The following is a 16,240-nucleotide window of genomic DNA, read 5'->3' on the forward strand; positions in this document are numbered from 1 at the left end:
AGAAACATTATGGACAATCTGCATGGAAAACAAACAGTTACGGGGAAAACAAAAAAAAAGACAAGGAAAAGGACAGGGGAAAAGAAGGAGAATATACACATTATATATATTAACAAACAAATATAAGGAGAAGAAGAATATAGGGAAAATATCCTCATTGCTTGTCGATGTTGCGTAATCACCAACATTTCAGTTTCTGTGAGAAAGCACAAAAACATAAAAACAACACACATCCCAAAGAAATCCATACTCCACCTGTAATTCCCAGCCAATCAATAGCAACACCCATCAGCGGAGTTACGATTCCCCCTCCTGCAATGGCCGTAATGACCAAACCTGAAATTTGATTGGCTTTATCCGGCCTAGTCCGTAATGACAAAGAGTATATAATGGAAAACACTGAAGAAGCAAAGAAGCCTATTCCCGCTATCGCAAACAAATTGAGAATACGGTTTTCAATCCACATTAACATACAAACAGAAGCAAGACAAGCCAGCATATTTACTCTGAAATAACTTTTTTCCGAAATATGAACCAATAAAAAAGTTCCGAGCAAAGCTCCAATTGTACGACTTAAAAAATAAAGTTGAGGAGCCAATTTCGCTTCTTCTGCCGTCAATCCAAAACGTACTATCATCAATTTGGAACTGATAAAATTGGTTGAAACGTCCAAACCTACCACAAAAAAAATCCCCAAAAACAACAAAAAAAGGGTTTTATCATGCAATAAAGAAAATGTATCTTTCAGAGAAAGCATTTGCATTTTTCCTGCGATTTTTTCCCGCTCAATAGGTGTAACAACAAGCCAGACTGCAGATAGCAAAGTGAAACATCCTAAAATTGGAAAGCAATAATACCATTTATCATCACCCCAATGCAAGACTGCAAGCAAAACAATCTCCGGACCAAGAAATGACGATATTGCCTTAATCACTTGTCCTGCAGTCAGGCTACTGGCCAAATGCCGCTGGTTGCAAACCACATTCGTCAACAATGGATTTAAGGAAACCTGTAAAACGGTATTCCCAATTCCTAAAAAAGCATAAGCAGCCATACAACTAACACTATTATATACCAATAAAGGTAAAAACGTGCCAACCAACGTAACCGCCATGCCCAGCAATACTGTATTTTTACGTCCCCAAAGATTCATCAAATTACCAACAGGCACACCTAAAAATAGAAACCAGATAAATACCATTGAAGGTACGAAACCGGTCATAGCAGGTGACCAATCGAATGCACGTTGCACATAATCAGACGAAAAACCTACAATATCGCAAAAGCCCATTATGAAAAAGCCAAAAAGTATGGGCAATAATTCTATCACATATATTCTTTTCATCAATCCTCTATTCATTTATATTATTACTATCATCTGTACTCATTGAAGGTGGACATTTAGAAATACCCCATAGCTCATTAGGCTCTTCTCCCATCCATAACTCCAACTTTCCACCTTTTTGAATCTCCTTAAGAGAAATAAAACAACAGTCCTGTTTTTTCCCATTAAATACAGCTTTCTGCACATAACAAGTCTCCTCACTTGTATTGTCGTGAGCTACAAGAGTAAAAGTCTCACCCGCATAATATTCTGGATTCAAATGGATGACAACTTTTTCAAACAACGGGCTTCCAATTTGCATGGTTGGCGACCTGCGGGTACCTCCTTGTACATCGAACAACCCTATTGCAGCCAACACATACCACGCGCCTAATTGCCCTTGATCTTCATCTTGTCCATAACCATAGCCATGCAACGATGACGTTCCATAAAATACACGGCAAATGTCGCGCGTATATTTCTGAGTCAGCCAAGGTTTCCCGGAATAATTGAACAACCAGGCATTATGCAAACAAGGTTGATTGCCATGGTTGTACAAATGCTCGATGCCCGAGAAGCTATCGTAGGCGCCGGGAGCGCTTCCGTAGTAGTTTTGCGCGGCATCCTCGAAGGTCTTCTCCAACCGACGGTTGAACTCTTCTTTTCCCATCAGCTTCATCAGTCCGGCGATGTCGTGAGGCACGTACCAAGTATATTGGGCTGCATTACCTTCCTGGAACCCCAGCCAGGCTTTAGTAGGACTGAAGTCTGCCAGAAACTCGCCGTCTTCTTCCCTCGGGCGCATACATTTGGTTTGGCCGTCAAAAAGCAATTTATAGCCTTCGGCATATTTCTTAAGCGACGCCGCTTCTTCGTTCTTGTCCAACGACTCAGCCAACTGCGAAGCGGCATAAGCCGCAAAACTGTATTCCAATGTATGTGAGGCTCCAAAATTGGTGACCCAACCGTTAGGCAGTACATAGTCGTGCAAAGGCACATATCCACGTTTGACAAATTCGGCGTTGTCATAACGCCCGGCTCCGTCAGGACGTCCTTCATAGCCCATCTCGTTCTGCCAGACGACTTGCCACAAATAATCCAGGTCATCGCGGATGATACCGGCCTGATAGGCCGCAGCGGCCACAAGTCCCTGGAAGTTGGTCTGTACTCCATTGGTATAAACACCAGCCGCCACGCCATCGTGCAACCATCCCCCGGTATGACGAGAGAAGTCCAGCGTAGAGCGCACGTAGCTGTCCAGAACTTCCGGATAGGCCAGTGTCCAGAGCTGCGTCAGGTTCCAGAAGCCACCCCAAATGCCATCCGTATTGTGGTGATGCCGCAACGGACGGCCATTGGGGCCACAAGGTACACGGGCTATCGTTTTCTGGTTTGTCACGTAAGAACCGTCAACATCTTCGGCCATTCCCCGTCCCAAGAGGGCGTGATAGAGGGCTGTGTAGAACTTGGTCTTGTCGGCATCCGTGCCGCCTTTCACCTCCATGCGTGCAAGCATCCGATTCCAGACATCGCGCGCTTCGGCTTTCACTTGGTCGAAATCGCGACCATTGGTCTCCTTATCCAGATTCAACTTGGCGCCTTCCACCGAAGTGTATGAGAGGCCCACTTGCATCTCGACGGTTTCACCGGCTTGGGTAGGAAATTCCACGTAATACCCCGCGCCCGGCCCCGATATTTGCCGACTGCCCGGAAAAGAGATGCTGTCGCGGAAAGCGCCGCAGGATGTGATGTTTTTCTGGGGAATATGGGCGTAGAAATAGCTTTTCACCGTGTTCTGCTTATCACAGAAGGTGGCATAGACGGGATAACATTCTACATACCCCTTCACGGCACGAGCCACGGAATCGTATTCGACATGCGCGTCCACCACTTGGGCGCTTTCTCCCTGCGGATGCCCGATGTCGAACAGAATACGTGCCGTATCGGCTTGCGGATAGGTGTAGCGATGATAGCCCACACGGTCGGTAGCCGTCAGTTCGACCTTAATGCCATAATCTTGCAAGAGAACTTCGTAGTAACCGGGCGAGGCATGTTCTGTGTTTTTGTCGAAGCGCGAACGGTAGCCTTCTTCGGGATGTTCCAACGTACCCGGAAGAGTTTTCAGCGGGCCGATGGTAGGCAGAGTCACGATGCCTCCTATCTGAAACTCGTGCAAGTGAGCAATGCCTTCGATAGAGGTATGCCTGTCGTCATAGCCATTGGGCAACCATGAACCGGGACTGCCATAGGCATTGGTTGTGGGTGCCAGTTTAGCCAGACCGAAGGGACGTGCTGACGGGGTGTAGAAGAACCAACGGCAGTGAGTAGCCCCCAATTGGGTATCCACCCAGTCGACCGGCTGTTTCTCAGTCTTCGCACATGACAGCAGGCAGCAGCAGAGGCCCAATAACATCCATTTCTTGTTCATCATAACTGTAATCCTTTTTAATTTCCTATTCTTCCCTTATAACGAAGAAAGGTTCTCCCTTATTATATGAAAATGGGCTTATACTATAAATCAAGGGTATTCGTGACCCTTGGCAATGGGTATTCGTGACCCTTGATAAATGGTATTCGTGACCCTGTGTATAGCATAAATTAATTCTAATGAATTACTTAACGTCCGTAGATTACTATCCGAAACAATCTCGGATTACTATCCGAAACGACCTCGGATTATTATTTGCAAGCGATGTCGGTACGCTTGGTGAAATCGACAATCTCAGGGATATAGCCAAAGGCAAGCCCAGTCACCGTGTCGGCACAACCATAGAAAATGGCGATTCGTCCTGTCGGAGCATCGTACAGCGCAGCACAGGGAAAGCAGACATTGGGCACATCGCCCACACATTCATATATTTTCTGAGGCGAGAGCAGGTATTGCCCGGAACGGTATTTGACCTTCCATGGCTGCTCCAAGTCAAGCAACGCCGAGCCAAAGCTGTAAACAAAGCCGTTGCACGAGGCCAGCACACCGTGGTAAATCAGCAGCCAGCCTTCGGAAGTCTCGATGGGAATAGGCCCCGCTCCTATCTTCGCACACTGCCAGGCACTCTGCTCGAAGGCAGCGGGAGACATGACGTGGCGATGTCTTCCCCAGAACTCCATATCGGGCGACTCGCTGTAAAAAATGTCGCCGAAAGGCGTATGCCCGTTATCGCTCGGACGGCTCAACATGGCGAAACGCCCGCCAATCTTCCGCGGAAACAACACACCGTTGCGATTGAAAGGCAAAAAAGCATTCTCCAACTGATGGAACGTGCGGAAATCATACGTATAGGCCACACCGATAGTAGGACCGTGATAGCCGTTGCACCAAGTGACGTAGTAACGATCGTCGATGAAACAGACACGAGGATCGTAACCATACACCCACGTCCCCACCTCGGCATCGTCGCACACAAACTTCAACGGCTCTTCTTCAATGTGCCAGTGCCATCCGTCTGGACTGAACCCCACGTGCAAACGCATACGCCTGTTTCTGTCATCACATCGGAAGACTCCGGCATAACCATCCTCAAACGGCACCACCGCACTGTTGAAAATGCTGTTCGAGTCAGCTAACAAATCACGCGGAATAACCGGATTGGATGAACAACGCCACACGACATCCCGGCAACCAATCGGACGTTCCTCCCACGGCATATCCGGGAGAGGCTGACCGCAAACAGTAATATTCTTACAATTCTTTTCCATAATAACCACTGAATCTTTTTAAACATTAAAACATTTCTTCATTTACTTTCCTTATAAGTGAACGGAATAAAACGAGCAAACAACAAAGCAGGTATCGCTCCTATCAGCACATAGGTAAAGAAATCTCGATACCCCAACCAATCGCTCAAAAAACCGCTCATCATACCGGGAATCATTACTCCCAAATTCATAATGCCAGAAGCAAAAGCATAATGAGCCATCTGGTGTTCGCCCGGTGCCACCTGCTGCATCATGAACAGCGTCAATCCTACAAAGCCGAAGCCGTAACCGAAATACTCAAATACAATGGCCGACGCAATCAGCCAAGACTCTCCTGGCTGGAAAACAGCCAAAAGCGGATAAACCACGAAAGGAAGATTGAAAATGCAACACAACGGAAACAACGTTCGCCGCAATCCGCGTTTGGCAATGAAATAACCGGCTCCCAACGAACCCAACACAAAAGCGGCGGCACCAAACGAACCGTAATAAAGCCCTATCTGTTGCTCTGTCAAGCCCAAACCTCCTTCATTCAAAGGCGCTTTCAAAAATAACGGCACAATCTTGATGACAAATCCTTCTGCCAATCTGTATAAGATAATAAAAAGAATATACCAAACAATGTACTTTTTCTGAAAGAAACTGACTATCACACACCAAAGCTCTCGGGAAATCTCGCCCACAGATTTTGTTTTTTCCACCGCCTTTTTCTCACCCGAAGGCAACATACGGATGTGATAAAAGCCCAGCAACAACATAAAAACGGCACAAATACCCATAATCGTCATCCAAGCACCGACCTGCCCCACTCGTTCAATCAGACAACCTGCCCAATACACCAAACCGCCCGTCGCCACAATCTTCGCCAAGTTATAGAACGCTCCCTGCCAGCCGATATAACGAGCCTGCTCTTCTTTGTTCAAAGCCATCATATAAACACCATCCGCCGCAATATCATGGGTAGCACCACTAAAAGCTATTACCGCCAATATAGCAATAGCACAACTAAAGAAATCCGGAAGATTCAACGATAATGCCAACAACCCAAACATGACACCGGTAGTCACTTGTGTCAGCACGACAAAAAACTTTTTTGTCTTAAACAACTCCAGGAAAGGACTCCACAAAGGCTTCAATGTCCACGGCAACATGATGAGCGATGTCCAGAAGGCAATGCGTGCATCAGATATGCCCAGACCTTTAAACATCAACACCGTCACCATATTCAATACCACAAACGGAAGCCCCATGGCAAAATACAGCGTAGGAATCCATGTTATCGGACTTCTTTTATTGTCATTCATCACACTACTCCCTTATTTATTCTTCTTATCCAATTCATTCAAAGCAAAAGCATACGCCCCCAGACTAATGGCTTCGCTGGCCCCCAACCGGCTGATAGCAATACCGCTCATTTTCGATTTGGAATAACAAACCCGTTCTCCCTCACATCCTGGGACTTCAACATATTCCATATCCGGCTTCAGAAGCATTTCCAACTGCTCTGGCTTGTCCATATCATAGACCGTCATTTGCAATTTAGGAAATACCAGTCCTGAATGAGACACAAGCCCCCGCCTCAATTCTTCCATGACAGCCGGCATAAAATAAGGATGTGCCCCAGACAAGCCACCACCGATAACCACAATGCCGTCTATCAACGTCATAACTGTAGCCAGAGTCTCCCCCAAGGTATGTCCCAGTCGACTAAAGCTTTCCAAGGCTGCCCGTCTGTTTCCGGCCCTTGTTCCGGAAGCAATCTCACAAATATCCTTTGGCGTCAAATCCAGATCCTGCTCTTCAGACAATTCCTCATAGACTCTTTTGACAGCCCGGATACTGACCCCTTCTTCTGCAATCATGCCCGGATAATAAGAAGAAGACAAGTTCCAAACATCTCCCCCACAAGCATTATCACCCAATAACAGTTCATTATTTATCACAACACCAGCTCCGAAACCTGTCCCCAAAGTTATACCTACCAGATTTTTAAATCTCCTTTCATTACCAGCTTCTTCCAGTTTCCGATTCAAATCTGGCAACACACCAGCCAAAGCTTCTCCATAAGCAAACAGATTCCCATCATTATTAATATAAACAGGAATACTGAACCGATGTTCCAGATAAGCTCCTAACGCAACTCCACCTCTAAAACAAGGGAAGTTGGGCAAATCCCCGATTACGCCATGAGCATAATCTGCCGGACCAGGAAAAGCAAAACTGATGGCCTGTGGAGGATTCGGCAGATTTCTCCGTACCGCCTCAAACCCATCGACCATTGTCTGCAAACAACGGGACAAATCCTCCGGACAGGCAGGCAAACATAAGGGAGACACCACGTGCCGATTTCCACAAATAGCCCCAAAGACAAAGTTTGTTCCTCCGGCATCCAATGTCATCACTATTCTTTCGTCGTTCTTATACATAATCCCATCTGATTAAAACCTTACGTATGCTTTTATCGTGGCATAAGTTTTTCCTTCCTCGGCATTGCCCGGTGTAATGGTATATTCACCTACACAAGCCGGGATGATGAATGTTTCGGCATAATGCACAACAAAAGGTTCGAACGCATCCACTGGGCTGGACACCGTCACTTCATCTCCTTCCACCAGATTCAACACATTCACACTGCGATTCGTACAATGCGTCACCGGTTTCTTAAACCAATGCCTCCTCGTTTCGATAAACTCGTTCTCATGCAAGCCGGTATGTTCTTCTACCCACCCGTCACCGGAAGCCACTTCTTTCGTCTGGTTACGCAACTGAGCATTAACAAAGTCCATATCGCGCTCCCAGTCTATAACCTTCAATCCACGCTCTACATTGATAGGGCGAGGTTTCCCATCCAGCCCGAGGCGTTGCCAATCCCACATCTTAAACGTAAACAGGTTGGGCGTCGAACTGATTTCAAGCACCATACCTCCGGCTCCAGAACAGTGCACAGTCCCCCCCGGTATCAAGAAATGGTCATGCTTTTTGGCCGGAAACTTATTCACATATTTCTCCGCATCAAACACAAAATTCCCATTCTGAGCTTTTCGCAGATCTTCTGCCATCTCCTCTTTACGAATTCCTTTTCTCAAGCCCAAATAGACAGAAGCGTTCTCTTCTGCATCCAACAAATAATAACTTTCATCTTGTGTATAATGGATACCAAAATTATCATGAACAAACTGTGTGGTAGGATGAACTTGAAGACTCAAATTGCCGCCTCCCATTGTATCCAGAAAATCAAAACGAATCGGGAAGTTTTTACCAAATCGAGCCTCAACCGGCGCCCCCAGCAATTCACGCGATTTCAATAACACCAAATCATTGGAAGGCAGTTCAAACAATACCCCCTCAATGTTAAAAAGCAAACTGTTTTCCTCTGGCACACAATCGAAACACCACCCAAAATTCACTTCCTCGCGGTTCAAGTCACAAACCTCTTTCATCCATTGACCTCCCCATGGTGCCGGATCAAAGAAAGGCACCACCCGGAAAGGCTTGGCAACTGTATTCTCGATTCCCTGCATAAAGGTTTTCCCGTCTATCATTTTAGGCTCCCCTGCCTTATTAGTATCCAGCCAATAATCCACCCGGGCAAACAAACCGTCCTTATACCGGTCACAAACATTCCAGTCATTAAAATAACCACGTTTGTATTGCAGTGAAGGAGCTTCTGCACGATTATCCACACCAAGTGCTTTGACTTCATGACGCCGGAAACGTTGCTGAATCTCCCAACGGGCCATATCCGCATAAACTAATGTCGTTTCCATGCCCTGTGTCACCCATCCAGCACCCGTACCTACAACAATTACCTTTCCGTTCTCTTCGCCTATCTGTCTACGCGCCTCTTCCAAACGGGAGATATCGAAATAATCTTCCAAACGCAGATTAGACAGATAACCGAACAAAACGTCATCGGTCATAAAACGAGAAGTCATTTCCAATATTTCTTCTTCAGGCTTCATCAACTGGCGGGTATCAATCAGCAAAGCCGGTTGCAGCTTCTTCAGTTGGCCAATCACTTCATCTTCCAGCACACCTGTATATAAATCAACAGCCAACACTTTTTCCCCTTGAGACAAGACGGCAAGTATTTCATTCCAGCCTGTCAAAATATATCCGTTTTCAACGACCGTAGCCGGATATTTATCATAGTTCGAAGTTCTCATCATAATACATCATTTAGAATGTTCTGCTGCCCATTCATTAAACATTTGAATTGCTTTGCACAATGTTCCTGCCGAACCTTTGAAATGTCCCGACCCATCGGGCACTCCTCCCATTCCATACCATTCGAAGAATCCCTTGTTTTTAATCACCCGATCTATCATGGGACGAACCTCGGCGTAAGCCTCAGCCACATATCCGTTGGCTATGAGCTGCTGAATCATACGTCCGCCAAACCAAGTCCAATCTCCCCCGTTCTGATAGCTATATGGCTTGGCCATCGTACCCGGGAAGAAATTCTCAGGATAAGGAGGATAGACAGTCAGCCCAATGCTGGGCATACCGGACAAACGAACATTCTCTACCATTTGAGCATTGACAATGCCTATCTCATCGTGTTCCAACACACCGGCCTCGATGGCAATGGCCGTGCCGCCATGATAATAGACCTTACTTTCGTCAAAATCGCCAAAATCGGGCTTCTTCTCTGGATATATGTGTGGAATAATCTTGTTCTGTTCATCATCCCACAGATACTTTCTAATATTGCCGACTATATCTTGACGCATCTTCTCCCAACGAGTAGACTCTTCGCCGTCACTCATTCGGGACAAGTCGCCCAATGCGATGGCAAACATTGCATTATCATAAGCATCTATCGTAACGATGGAGTTTTCCGTAATATCGCACAAGTTGTCTTCGTCCGGCTGCACATCTCCCCAATCGGCTGTCAGGGCACCCGTCAACAGCCCGTATTGAGTGTTATACTTCTCACGCATCAGGTAGTCCACCATCTCTTTCATGCGTTCATACACCGTACGACCGGCCACCTGTTCTTGCAAGATAGACTTGTCGCCAGTCTTTTGGATGTATTTCCACACAATTTGAATCAGAGAAGTTTCCTGATCTGTCTCCACCGTATTCTTAAAGGCCACGTGCTCCGGAGCTGCATCCGAATAATAACGGTTGGGGTCTTCCCAATCAAATTCGCCCTTCAATACATAGCCGTCAATCATTTCCCCATTGGGTTGCTGCAAAGCAAAGAATACCAAAATCGCCCCTCTGATGTCTTTTGATGGCACAACTTCGCAGGCAGTCTCCACGAAAGTATTCATATCACGAGCCCATACCTGTGAATACCCACTGCCTGCATTCAGTCCATGAGCCAACAAAGCACGACCCATGCTGTCCACCATTGCCAGCGAATGATCATTTCTGATTGCATCAGCCAATTTTTTATCCGGATTTGCTGTACAAGCAGCACACAAAGCCGCAAGTGCAGTAATTCCCATGTGTTTCAGTAAAGAGTTCATATCATTATTCCTTTTATATATTAGTCCAATCTGTTTACTTTTCTCTCATCACCAAGCAACCGTCCCACTCAAACGGATATCATCCGATGCTGCCCCTATCAGAATGGTAAAAGTACCCGGCTCTATGACTTTCTCCATGCTGGCATTTACCAAACTGAAGTCATCAGCATCCAGCGTCAAGCTGACCCGCTTGCTTTCACCTGCCTTCAGGAAAACATGTTCAAACTCACGCAACTGCTTTCTCGGACGGACGACAGAAGCATAATCGTCACGCAAATAAAGTTGAACAACTTCCGTTCCGTCATATTTCCCTTCATTTTTAACATCAAAGGAGACCATGCAACCGTGATTATCATCCTGAGTTATCGACAGGTTGGCATAAGAAAAAGCTGAGTATCCCTTGCCATAGCCAAAACTGTAAAGCGGCGATGCATCCATCTCCACGTAATTGTGTTCCACCGGATTCTTTTTATTGTAATAAACGGGCAGTTGCCCCACATGGCGAGGCACAGACACCGGCAGACGTCCGCTGGGATTGTAGTCGCCGAACAAGACATCGGCAACGGCATGTCCGCCCTCCTGCCCCGGATACCAGGCCGTCAATAAGGCATCGGCGTGTTCTTTGGCCCACGTCATATCCAACGGACGACCTTGAATGTAAACTACCACCATCGGCACACCCGTGGCCTCGACAGCCTCCAGCAACTCCTGCTGTCGACCCAGCAAGGAAAGCGTGGCCCGGTCGAAACCCTCGCCGCATTCCATATCGCTCACGTAATCTTCCGAAGCGATAGCCGCACCTGTCTCTTGATAACTTGTACGGAAGTCGCGGGCACTCGACCCACCCACTACCACGACAGCCACGTCCGACGAACGTGCCACACGTACAGCCTCCTCTATATCAGCATCTTTCACGTCACGAATAGCACAGCCTTTGGCATATGCCACATGTTCTGCTCCCAACGCTTCACGAAGAGCTTCGCATACCGTCACCACATTGTCTGCCGCCTGCGGAGCCGTATAGTCACCCAACATGTTATACTGGTTGTCGGCATTCGGCCCGATCACCGCTATCCGGTTTATTTTCTCCTTATCCAGCGGAAGCAGAGAATCCTTGTTCTCCAAGAGAACGATGGATTGACGAGCCACCTCGCGGGCCATGGCCACATGTTCCGCCGAGCGCACCTGTTCCTTGGCCAACCGGGGATCGACATACGGATGTTCGAACAGCCCCATCTCAAACTTCAGACGAAGGACACGCGCGGCAGCCGAATCGACCAACGCCTCCGGCACTCGCCCCGTACGGACGGAAGCTGCCAATGTGCCAAAAGCCTTACTGCCCAAATCGACATCCAAACCAGCCGAAAGCGCTTGGATAGCCGCTTCGTCCAACGTAGGGGCCACTCGGTGGTTTTCATAAATGCCATCGATACTATACAGGTCGGACACGGTGAAGCCCCGGAACCCCCATTCGCCGCGCAGGACATCGCGCAGCAAATGCGCATTCATCGTGCAAGGCACGCCGTCCATCGAATTGTAGGCCGTCATCACCGACAACGCCCCCGCCTCGATAGCTGCACGGAAAGGCAGGAAAAAGTTCTCCCGCAAGTCTCGCACACCAACCACTGACGGGTTGCCGTTGTGTCCACCTTCGGGAACGCCGTAAGCTACGAAATGTTTCAATGTCGAAATTACCGCATCTGAACGCGACAAGTCTCCACCACCCATCCCACGCACCAACGCACTGCCCAATATAGCCGACAACACGGGGTCTTCACCATATGTTTCCTCCACCCTCGACCAACGCGGCTCGCGCGCCAAATCCAGCACTGGGCCGTAACCGATATGCGCCCCTTGCAGACGCAATTCCTCACCTATCACCCGCCCCATGCGTGCTATCAACTCCGGATTGAAAGTTGCCGCCTGGCCGATGCCTGTCGGGAAAACGGTTGTACCGATAGCCATGTGTCCGTGGGCAGCCTCTTCGGCCAGAAAGACGGGAATGCCCAAACGGGTTTCCTCAACGGCATAGCGTTGCAACTCGTTGGCAACCATAGCAGCGGACTCAGGGTCAAGCCCGTTCTCTATTGTCTTCTTGGTCCAAGGGTCGGCCCGAAACGTGGCCCAAAACATGCCGGCACGGCGTTCGTCTATCTGTCCTTTGTAAGCATCGGAGCATCCGACATTCTTTTCTCTCCCGACATACATTTCCCAACCTAAGGGACAAAGCAACTGTCCCAACTTTTCTTCCAGCGTCATGCGCTGCAACAAATCGAGAGTACGTGCCTCGGGGGTAAGCGTTGCGTCTTTATAGGGCACAGTCTGTGCAGACAGCCCTGACGACAGCACCCAAAGAATCCCCAATGAATATTTCCACAAGAAAGCAAGTCTCTTCATAATTTTTTAAACGAGAAATAAAGAATAAAAAGAATCCTGCACGCCTCGGCAAAAGCTTCCACGAAAACCATGCAGGATTCTGAAGCACCTTCAAACAATCTTTCTATCTTTCAACCATCAATTCGGACAGCGCACTTCTTCAATCCAAGTATAAGACTTACTATCCGGAATAGCGTCATAGCCATGTCCAGTCTCGTCGCGCACCGAACCATCTTCCTGCACCTCATTGAAGCGCCAGTAACCTATCAGACCTTCACTGGCCGGATCGACATAACAAGCGTTATCCTGGATTTCCGTCATGGTCAGTGCACGGCTCCACAAACGAGCCTCGGCAATGGCACCGTCCAAGTAACGCCCGCCACAGGATTTGCCGAACCAGAAACCACCGAATCCCATCGGGTCATCTTGCAAGTTGACCGTGCCGGGGCCTGCACTGAAGCTAACGTCCAACACTCCGTCCACATAGATGGATACCGACGAACCATTGTAAACGCAAACCACTTGGTGCCACTGTCCGGTAGTATAGCGCGTATTGCCGGTGACGAAATACTTCTTGCCACCGATAATGGCCGGAGCCACCTGCAACTGGTTCTTCTCGATACTGATGTCGCCGAAGCGGAACAGGAAGTTCTCCTCAATGCCCATCAGTGACGAGATGCCCGGATTAGCATATTCAGGCGGGAAACTGTTGACACGCACACGGATTTCCATGGTCACCTGGTTCAAAGCAGACACACTGGCGTCTTCCAAAAACTTAGGCACATTGAAACCACAACGTCCGTGCAAATCTACAGCTCGCGAAACGATGGTGCGATTGATGGCCACATACATGATGCGCGAAGCTTCCAAGATTCCCATATCGCCATCAGTGCCGGTTATCATCACCGGGACGCAATAGCTGACACCTTCTTTAAACTCATCCAATGAACCGACGCCGAACACGACCGTCTCGGACACATACTGTCCGGCCTTAATGACCGTTTCGTTGGAATTAAGGTAATAACTCCCCTCGGGCGGAAGTTGGTAGCTACGCCCGGTCTGTGCGTTATAAGCGTCCAAATCTGCTTGAGTGCCAAGAGCCAGTGTCACCTTTGTGTCGCGCTCCACTCGGTCGGTAGCCGACACCGTGATGCCCATGTCCTGCGGATTTTCAATGGTGAAAGTCACACGAGGCTGGCTTTCCGTCCCCGTAAAGAGGATAACATCGCCTCCTGCTTCCGACTCCTTACAGGCCGAGAAGCACAGAAGCATCATCATAGTTAATAATCCTATCTTTTTCATATCTTTCGTTTTTTAATTATTCATAATAAAAGCGTTCACCTCTGCCAAAGCCGTATAAACGCGGCCACCATACATTTCTGTAATTGTAAGACGAAAATAACGAGCTTCTACAAGTTCATCAAAAAGTGCTCTAAATTCAACATTAGCACCTTGTGGTAAATCTTCATATTCTGCAATCTTTTCCCAAGAAGTACCATCTGTACTAACTTCTACATACATTGTCTTGGGCCAATCCAAACTATGATTTCGACTAACGTACTGTACACCTGCCAAATTATTGACTTTACCCATATCTATTGTGATATAATGAGGTGGTTCCACCTCTACCGGTGTCCATTCTGTCTGCCAATAAGTCGAATAATCACCATCCAACACATTTTCTGCTGCACCATTATTACCTTCATAATAAGGGTCTATCACTGATGATGCATCTGCTACAGACCACCCTGTACGGTCTGCGCAAGGCACACCCGTCGCATCCGACACGACCGATACATGTAAATATACCACATTCCAATTAGAGCTAACCGCCATGTCGCCAGAAACAGAAACTAATCTAATTGGTACTAAATAATCACCAAAATCTAAATCAAGCACTTTTTCAGGGTCAACCTTTACTACAATTTGATCAACAGAAACCATTTGCCCATTTTCTATTGTAGCACTTTGATTCTCAAAAATGAGCTTATCGGCACTCATAGAAACATATTCTGTTCCATGCACAGCATTGAAACTTTCTATCAACGAATTATCTATTTCACAAGTTGCTGTCAAAGAACCATTCACTGGCATAGTAGAACGGATTGGAAAAGCTGCAACTGCTTCACCCGATACTCCTAAAATAGTCTTTGAAATAGACGAATTAATTACATTAGCAATACTATGTACTGTATTTGAAGACTGTTCACGTAGAAAAATCTTACCTGAGTCTCCTGGAAAGTTATAATGTTCTTCAGAACAAGAAGAAAATACACTTCCAAAAAGACATAAAACCACTAATAATTTAATATAATCTTTCATTGTTATTATCCTCTTATTTTACAGCAGGGTTTTGAGCTTGAATAGCATTTCTAAAATGCTTATAAGGAGGATTACTATTGTAATCACGATGACCATAAAAAGCACCAAATCCTCCTTTCTTTCCTTGTACTGGATTCCAACGAGCCATTCCCTCCAAAGAATACAAACGTTCACCATTTTCTTTATATTGATTACCATCTGCTTCTGTGAAAGGCGATCCTCCATTCTGCCAGTGGTCTCCAATATTTTCTGTTACAATAAATTTACTAGGAGCAGTCCATGAGATCGAATTATAATAACCCTGTAAATATTGAGCATTATGCTCTGAAAATCCTTGCGTATAAGCTTGCCGCACAAAATAGCTAACATAAGGTTCTGTCCCTGAAAGTGGATAATCAGCATAAAAATCGACCATCAACAATTTATCAGGATCGCTTCCCTTCGGACCAATATATTGTCCAAGATATTCAATCAATCTAACAAAGTTAGAACCATGCATCCAGTCTCCTGCAATTTCATAATCCAAATCCAAGCCGTCCAAATCGTTGTCATAAACAATCTTCAGCAAAGAGTCGCCATAGGCTTGAATCCATTGTTCTTCGGGCACGCCTTCCACGAACTCAGGGTGCACCCCAATGCTGGGGAAAGTGACATACGTCATCTTCATGCCTTTCACTTTCTGGCAAAAACGCATTTCCTCGTACACCATCGGATTGTAGAACGTATAGGGTTTTCCCTCCACATCCGAAGGAACGCCGCCCCACAGACTGCAAATATCCAAACTGTCCGGCAATCCTACAAAACGGATACCCGTACTGTGGCTCGAACTGTAATCGGCAAACCACATGAACGACACCTGATGATCAGAAGCCTTGTAAGCACGCAAATTGGCATAATACTGGTCACTGTATGTATAAGGTTTCTGAATCACCTCATTCTCAACCTCTGTACAAGAGGTGACTGCACCACCTGCCAAGCCAAACGCAAGCAATGCCAGCAAATTGACTTTTATATTCATTCGTTTCATATCTTATCTATCTTATTG

11 protein-coding genes are annotated in these 16,240 nt (G+C 46.9%); all 11 read right to left on the minus strand.

Translation table 11 applies throughout. The annotated features are described in order from the left end of the window. Positions 1-178: 178 nt before the first annotated feature. The 11 genes from M3090_RS13405 to M3090_RS13455 all read right to left on the minus strand — a co-directional run bounded on the left by M3090_RS13405 (position 179) and on the right by M3090_RS13455 (position 16,222). The gene (locus tag M3090_RS13405) at positions 179-1,360 is read right to left on the minus strand and encodes an MFS transporter (RefSeq protein WP_249057122.1); all 1,182 of its coding nucleotides are present in this window, start codon (positions 1,358-1,360) and stop codon (positions 179-181) included. Continuing rightward, complete coding sequence (locus M3090_RS13410) at positions 1,353-3,755, minus strand: GH92 family glycosyl hydrolase (RefSeq protein ID WP_249057124.1); 2,403 nt, start codon at positions 3,753-3,755, stop codon at positions 1,353-1,355. The genes M3090_RS13405 and M3090_RS13410 overlap by 8 nt, the downstream gene beginning before the upstream one ends. Positions 3,756-4,003: 248 nt before the next feature. Further along, positions 4,004-5,020: a glycoside hydrolase family 130 protein gene (locus M3090_RS13415; RefSeq protein WP_249057126.1), complete on the minus strand. Its 1,017-nt coding sequence runs from the start codon at positions 5,018-5,020 to the stop codon at positions 4,004-4,006. 38 nt (positions 5,021-5,058) lie between these two features. Beyond that, entirely contained in the window at positions 5,059-6,324 is a 1,266-nt protein-coding gene (locus M3090_RS13420; RefSeq protein ID WP_249057128.1) for an MFS transporter, read from the minus strand. A gap of 12 nt (positions 6,325-6,336) precedes the next feature. Continuing rightward, the gene (locus M3090_RS13425) at positions 6,337-7,446 is read right to left on the minus strand and encodes an ROK family protein (protein WP_249057129.1); all 1,110 of its coding nucleotides are present in this window, start codon (positions 7,444-7,446) and stop codon (positions 6,337-6,339) included. A gap of 12 nt (positions 7,447-7,458) precedes the next feature. Then, positions 7,459-9,186, minus strand: a complete 1,728-nt coding sequence (locus tag M3090_RS13430) for a class I mannose-6-phosphate isomerase (RefSeq protein ID WP_249057157.1) — start codon at positions 9,184-9,186, stop codon at positions 7,459-7,461. A 9-nt stretch (positions 9,187-9,195) separates the two neighbouring features. Further along, positions 9,196-10,497 carry a GH36-type glycosyl hydrolase domain-containing protein gene (locus M3090_RS13435; protein ID WP_249057131.1) on the minus strand — a complete coding sequence of 434 codons (1,302 nt, stop codon included), beginning with the start codon at positions 10,495-10,497 and terminating at the stop codon, positions 9,196-9,198. Between the two features lie 48 nt (positions 10,498-10,545). After that, a complete protein-coding gene (locus M3090_RS13440) occupies positions 10,546-12,894 on the minus strand; it encodes a glycoside hydrolase family 3 N-terminal domain-containing protein (RefSeq protein WP_249057133.1) in 2,349 nt (782 codons plus the stop codon). Between the two features lie 117 nt (positions 12,895-13,011). Beyond that, positions 13,012-14,175, minus strand: coding sequence for a DUF1735 and LamG domain-containing protein (locus tag M3090_RS13445; RefSeq protein ID WP_249057136.1), 1,164 nt, complete (start codon positions 14,173-14,175; stop codon positions 13,012-13,014). A 12-nt stretch (positions 14,176-14,187) separates the two neighbouring features. Next, entirely contained in the window at positions 14,188-15,195 is a 1,008-nt protein-coding gene (locus M3090_RS13450; RefSeq protein ID WP_249057138.1) for a discoidin domain-containing protein, read from the minus strand. Positions 15,196-15,208: 13 nt separating this feature from the next. Further along, the gene (locus M3090_RS13455) at positions 15,209-16,222 is read right to left on the minus strand and encodes a glycoside hydrolase family 18 (RefSeq protein WP_249057141.1); all 1,014 of its coding nucleotides are present in this window, start codon (positions 16,220-16,222) and stop codon (positions 15,209-15,211) included. Positions 16,223-16,240: the final 18 nt, after the last annotated feature.

The sequence above is a fragment of the Bacteroides sp. ET71 genome, from assembly GCF_023336905.1.
Classification (GTDB): domain Bacteria; phylum Bacteroidota; class Bacteroidia; order Bacteroidales; family Bacteroidaceae; genus Bacteroides.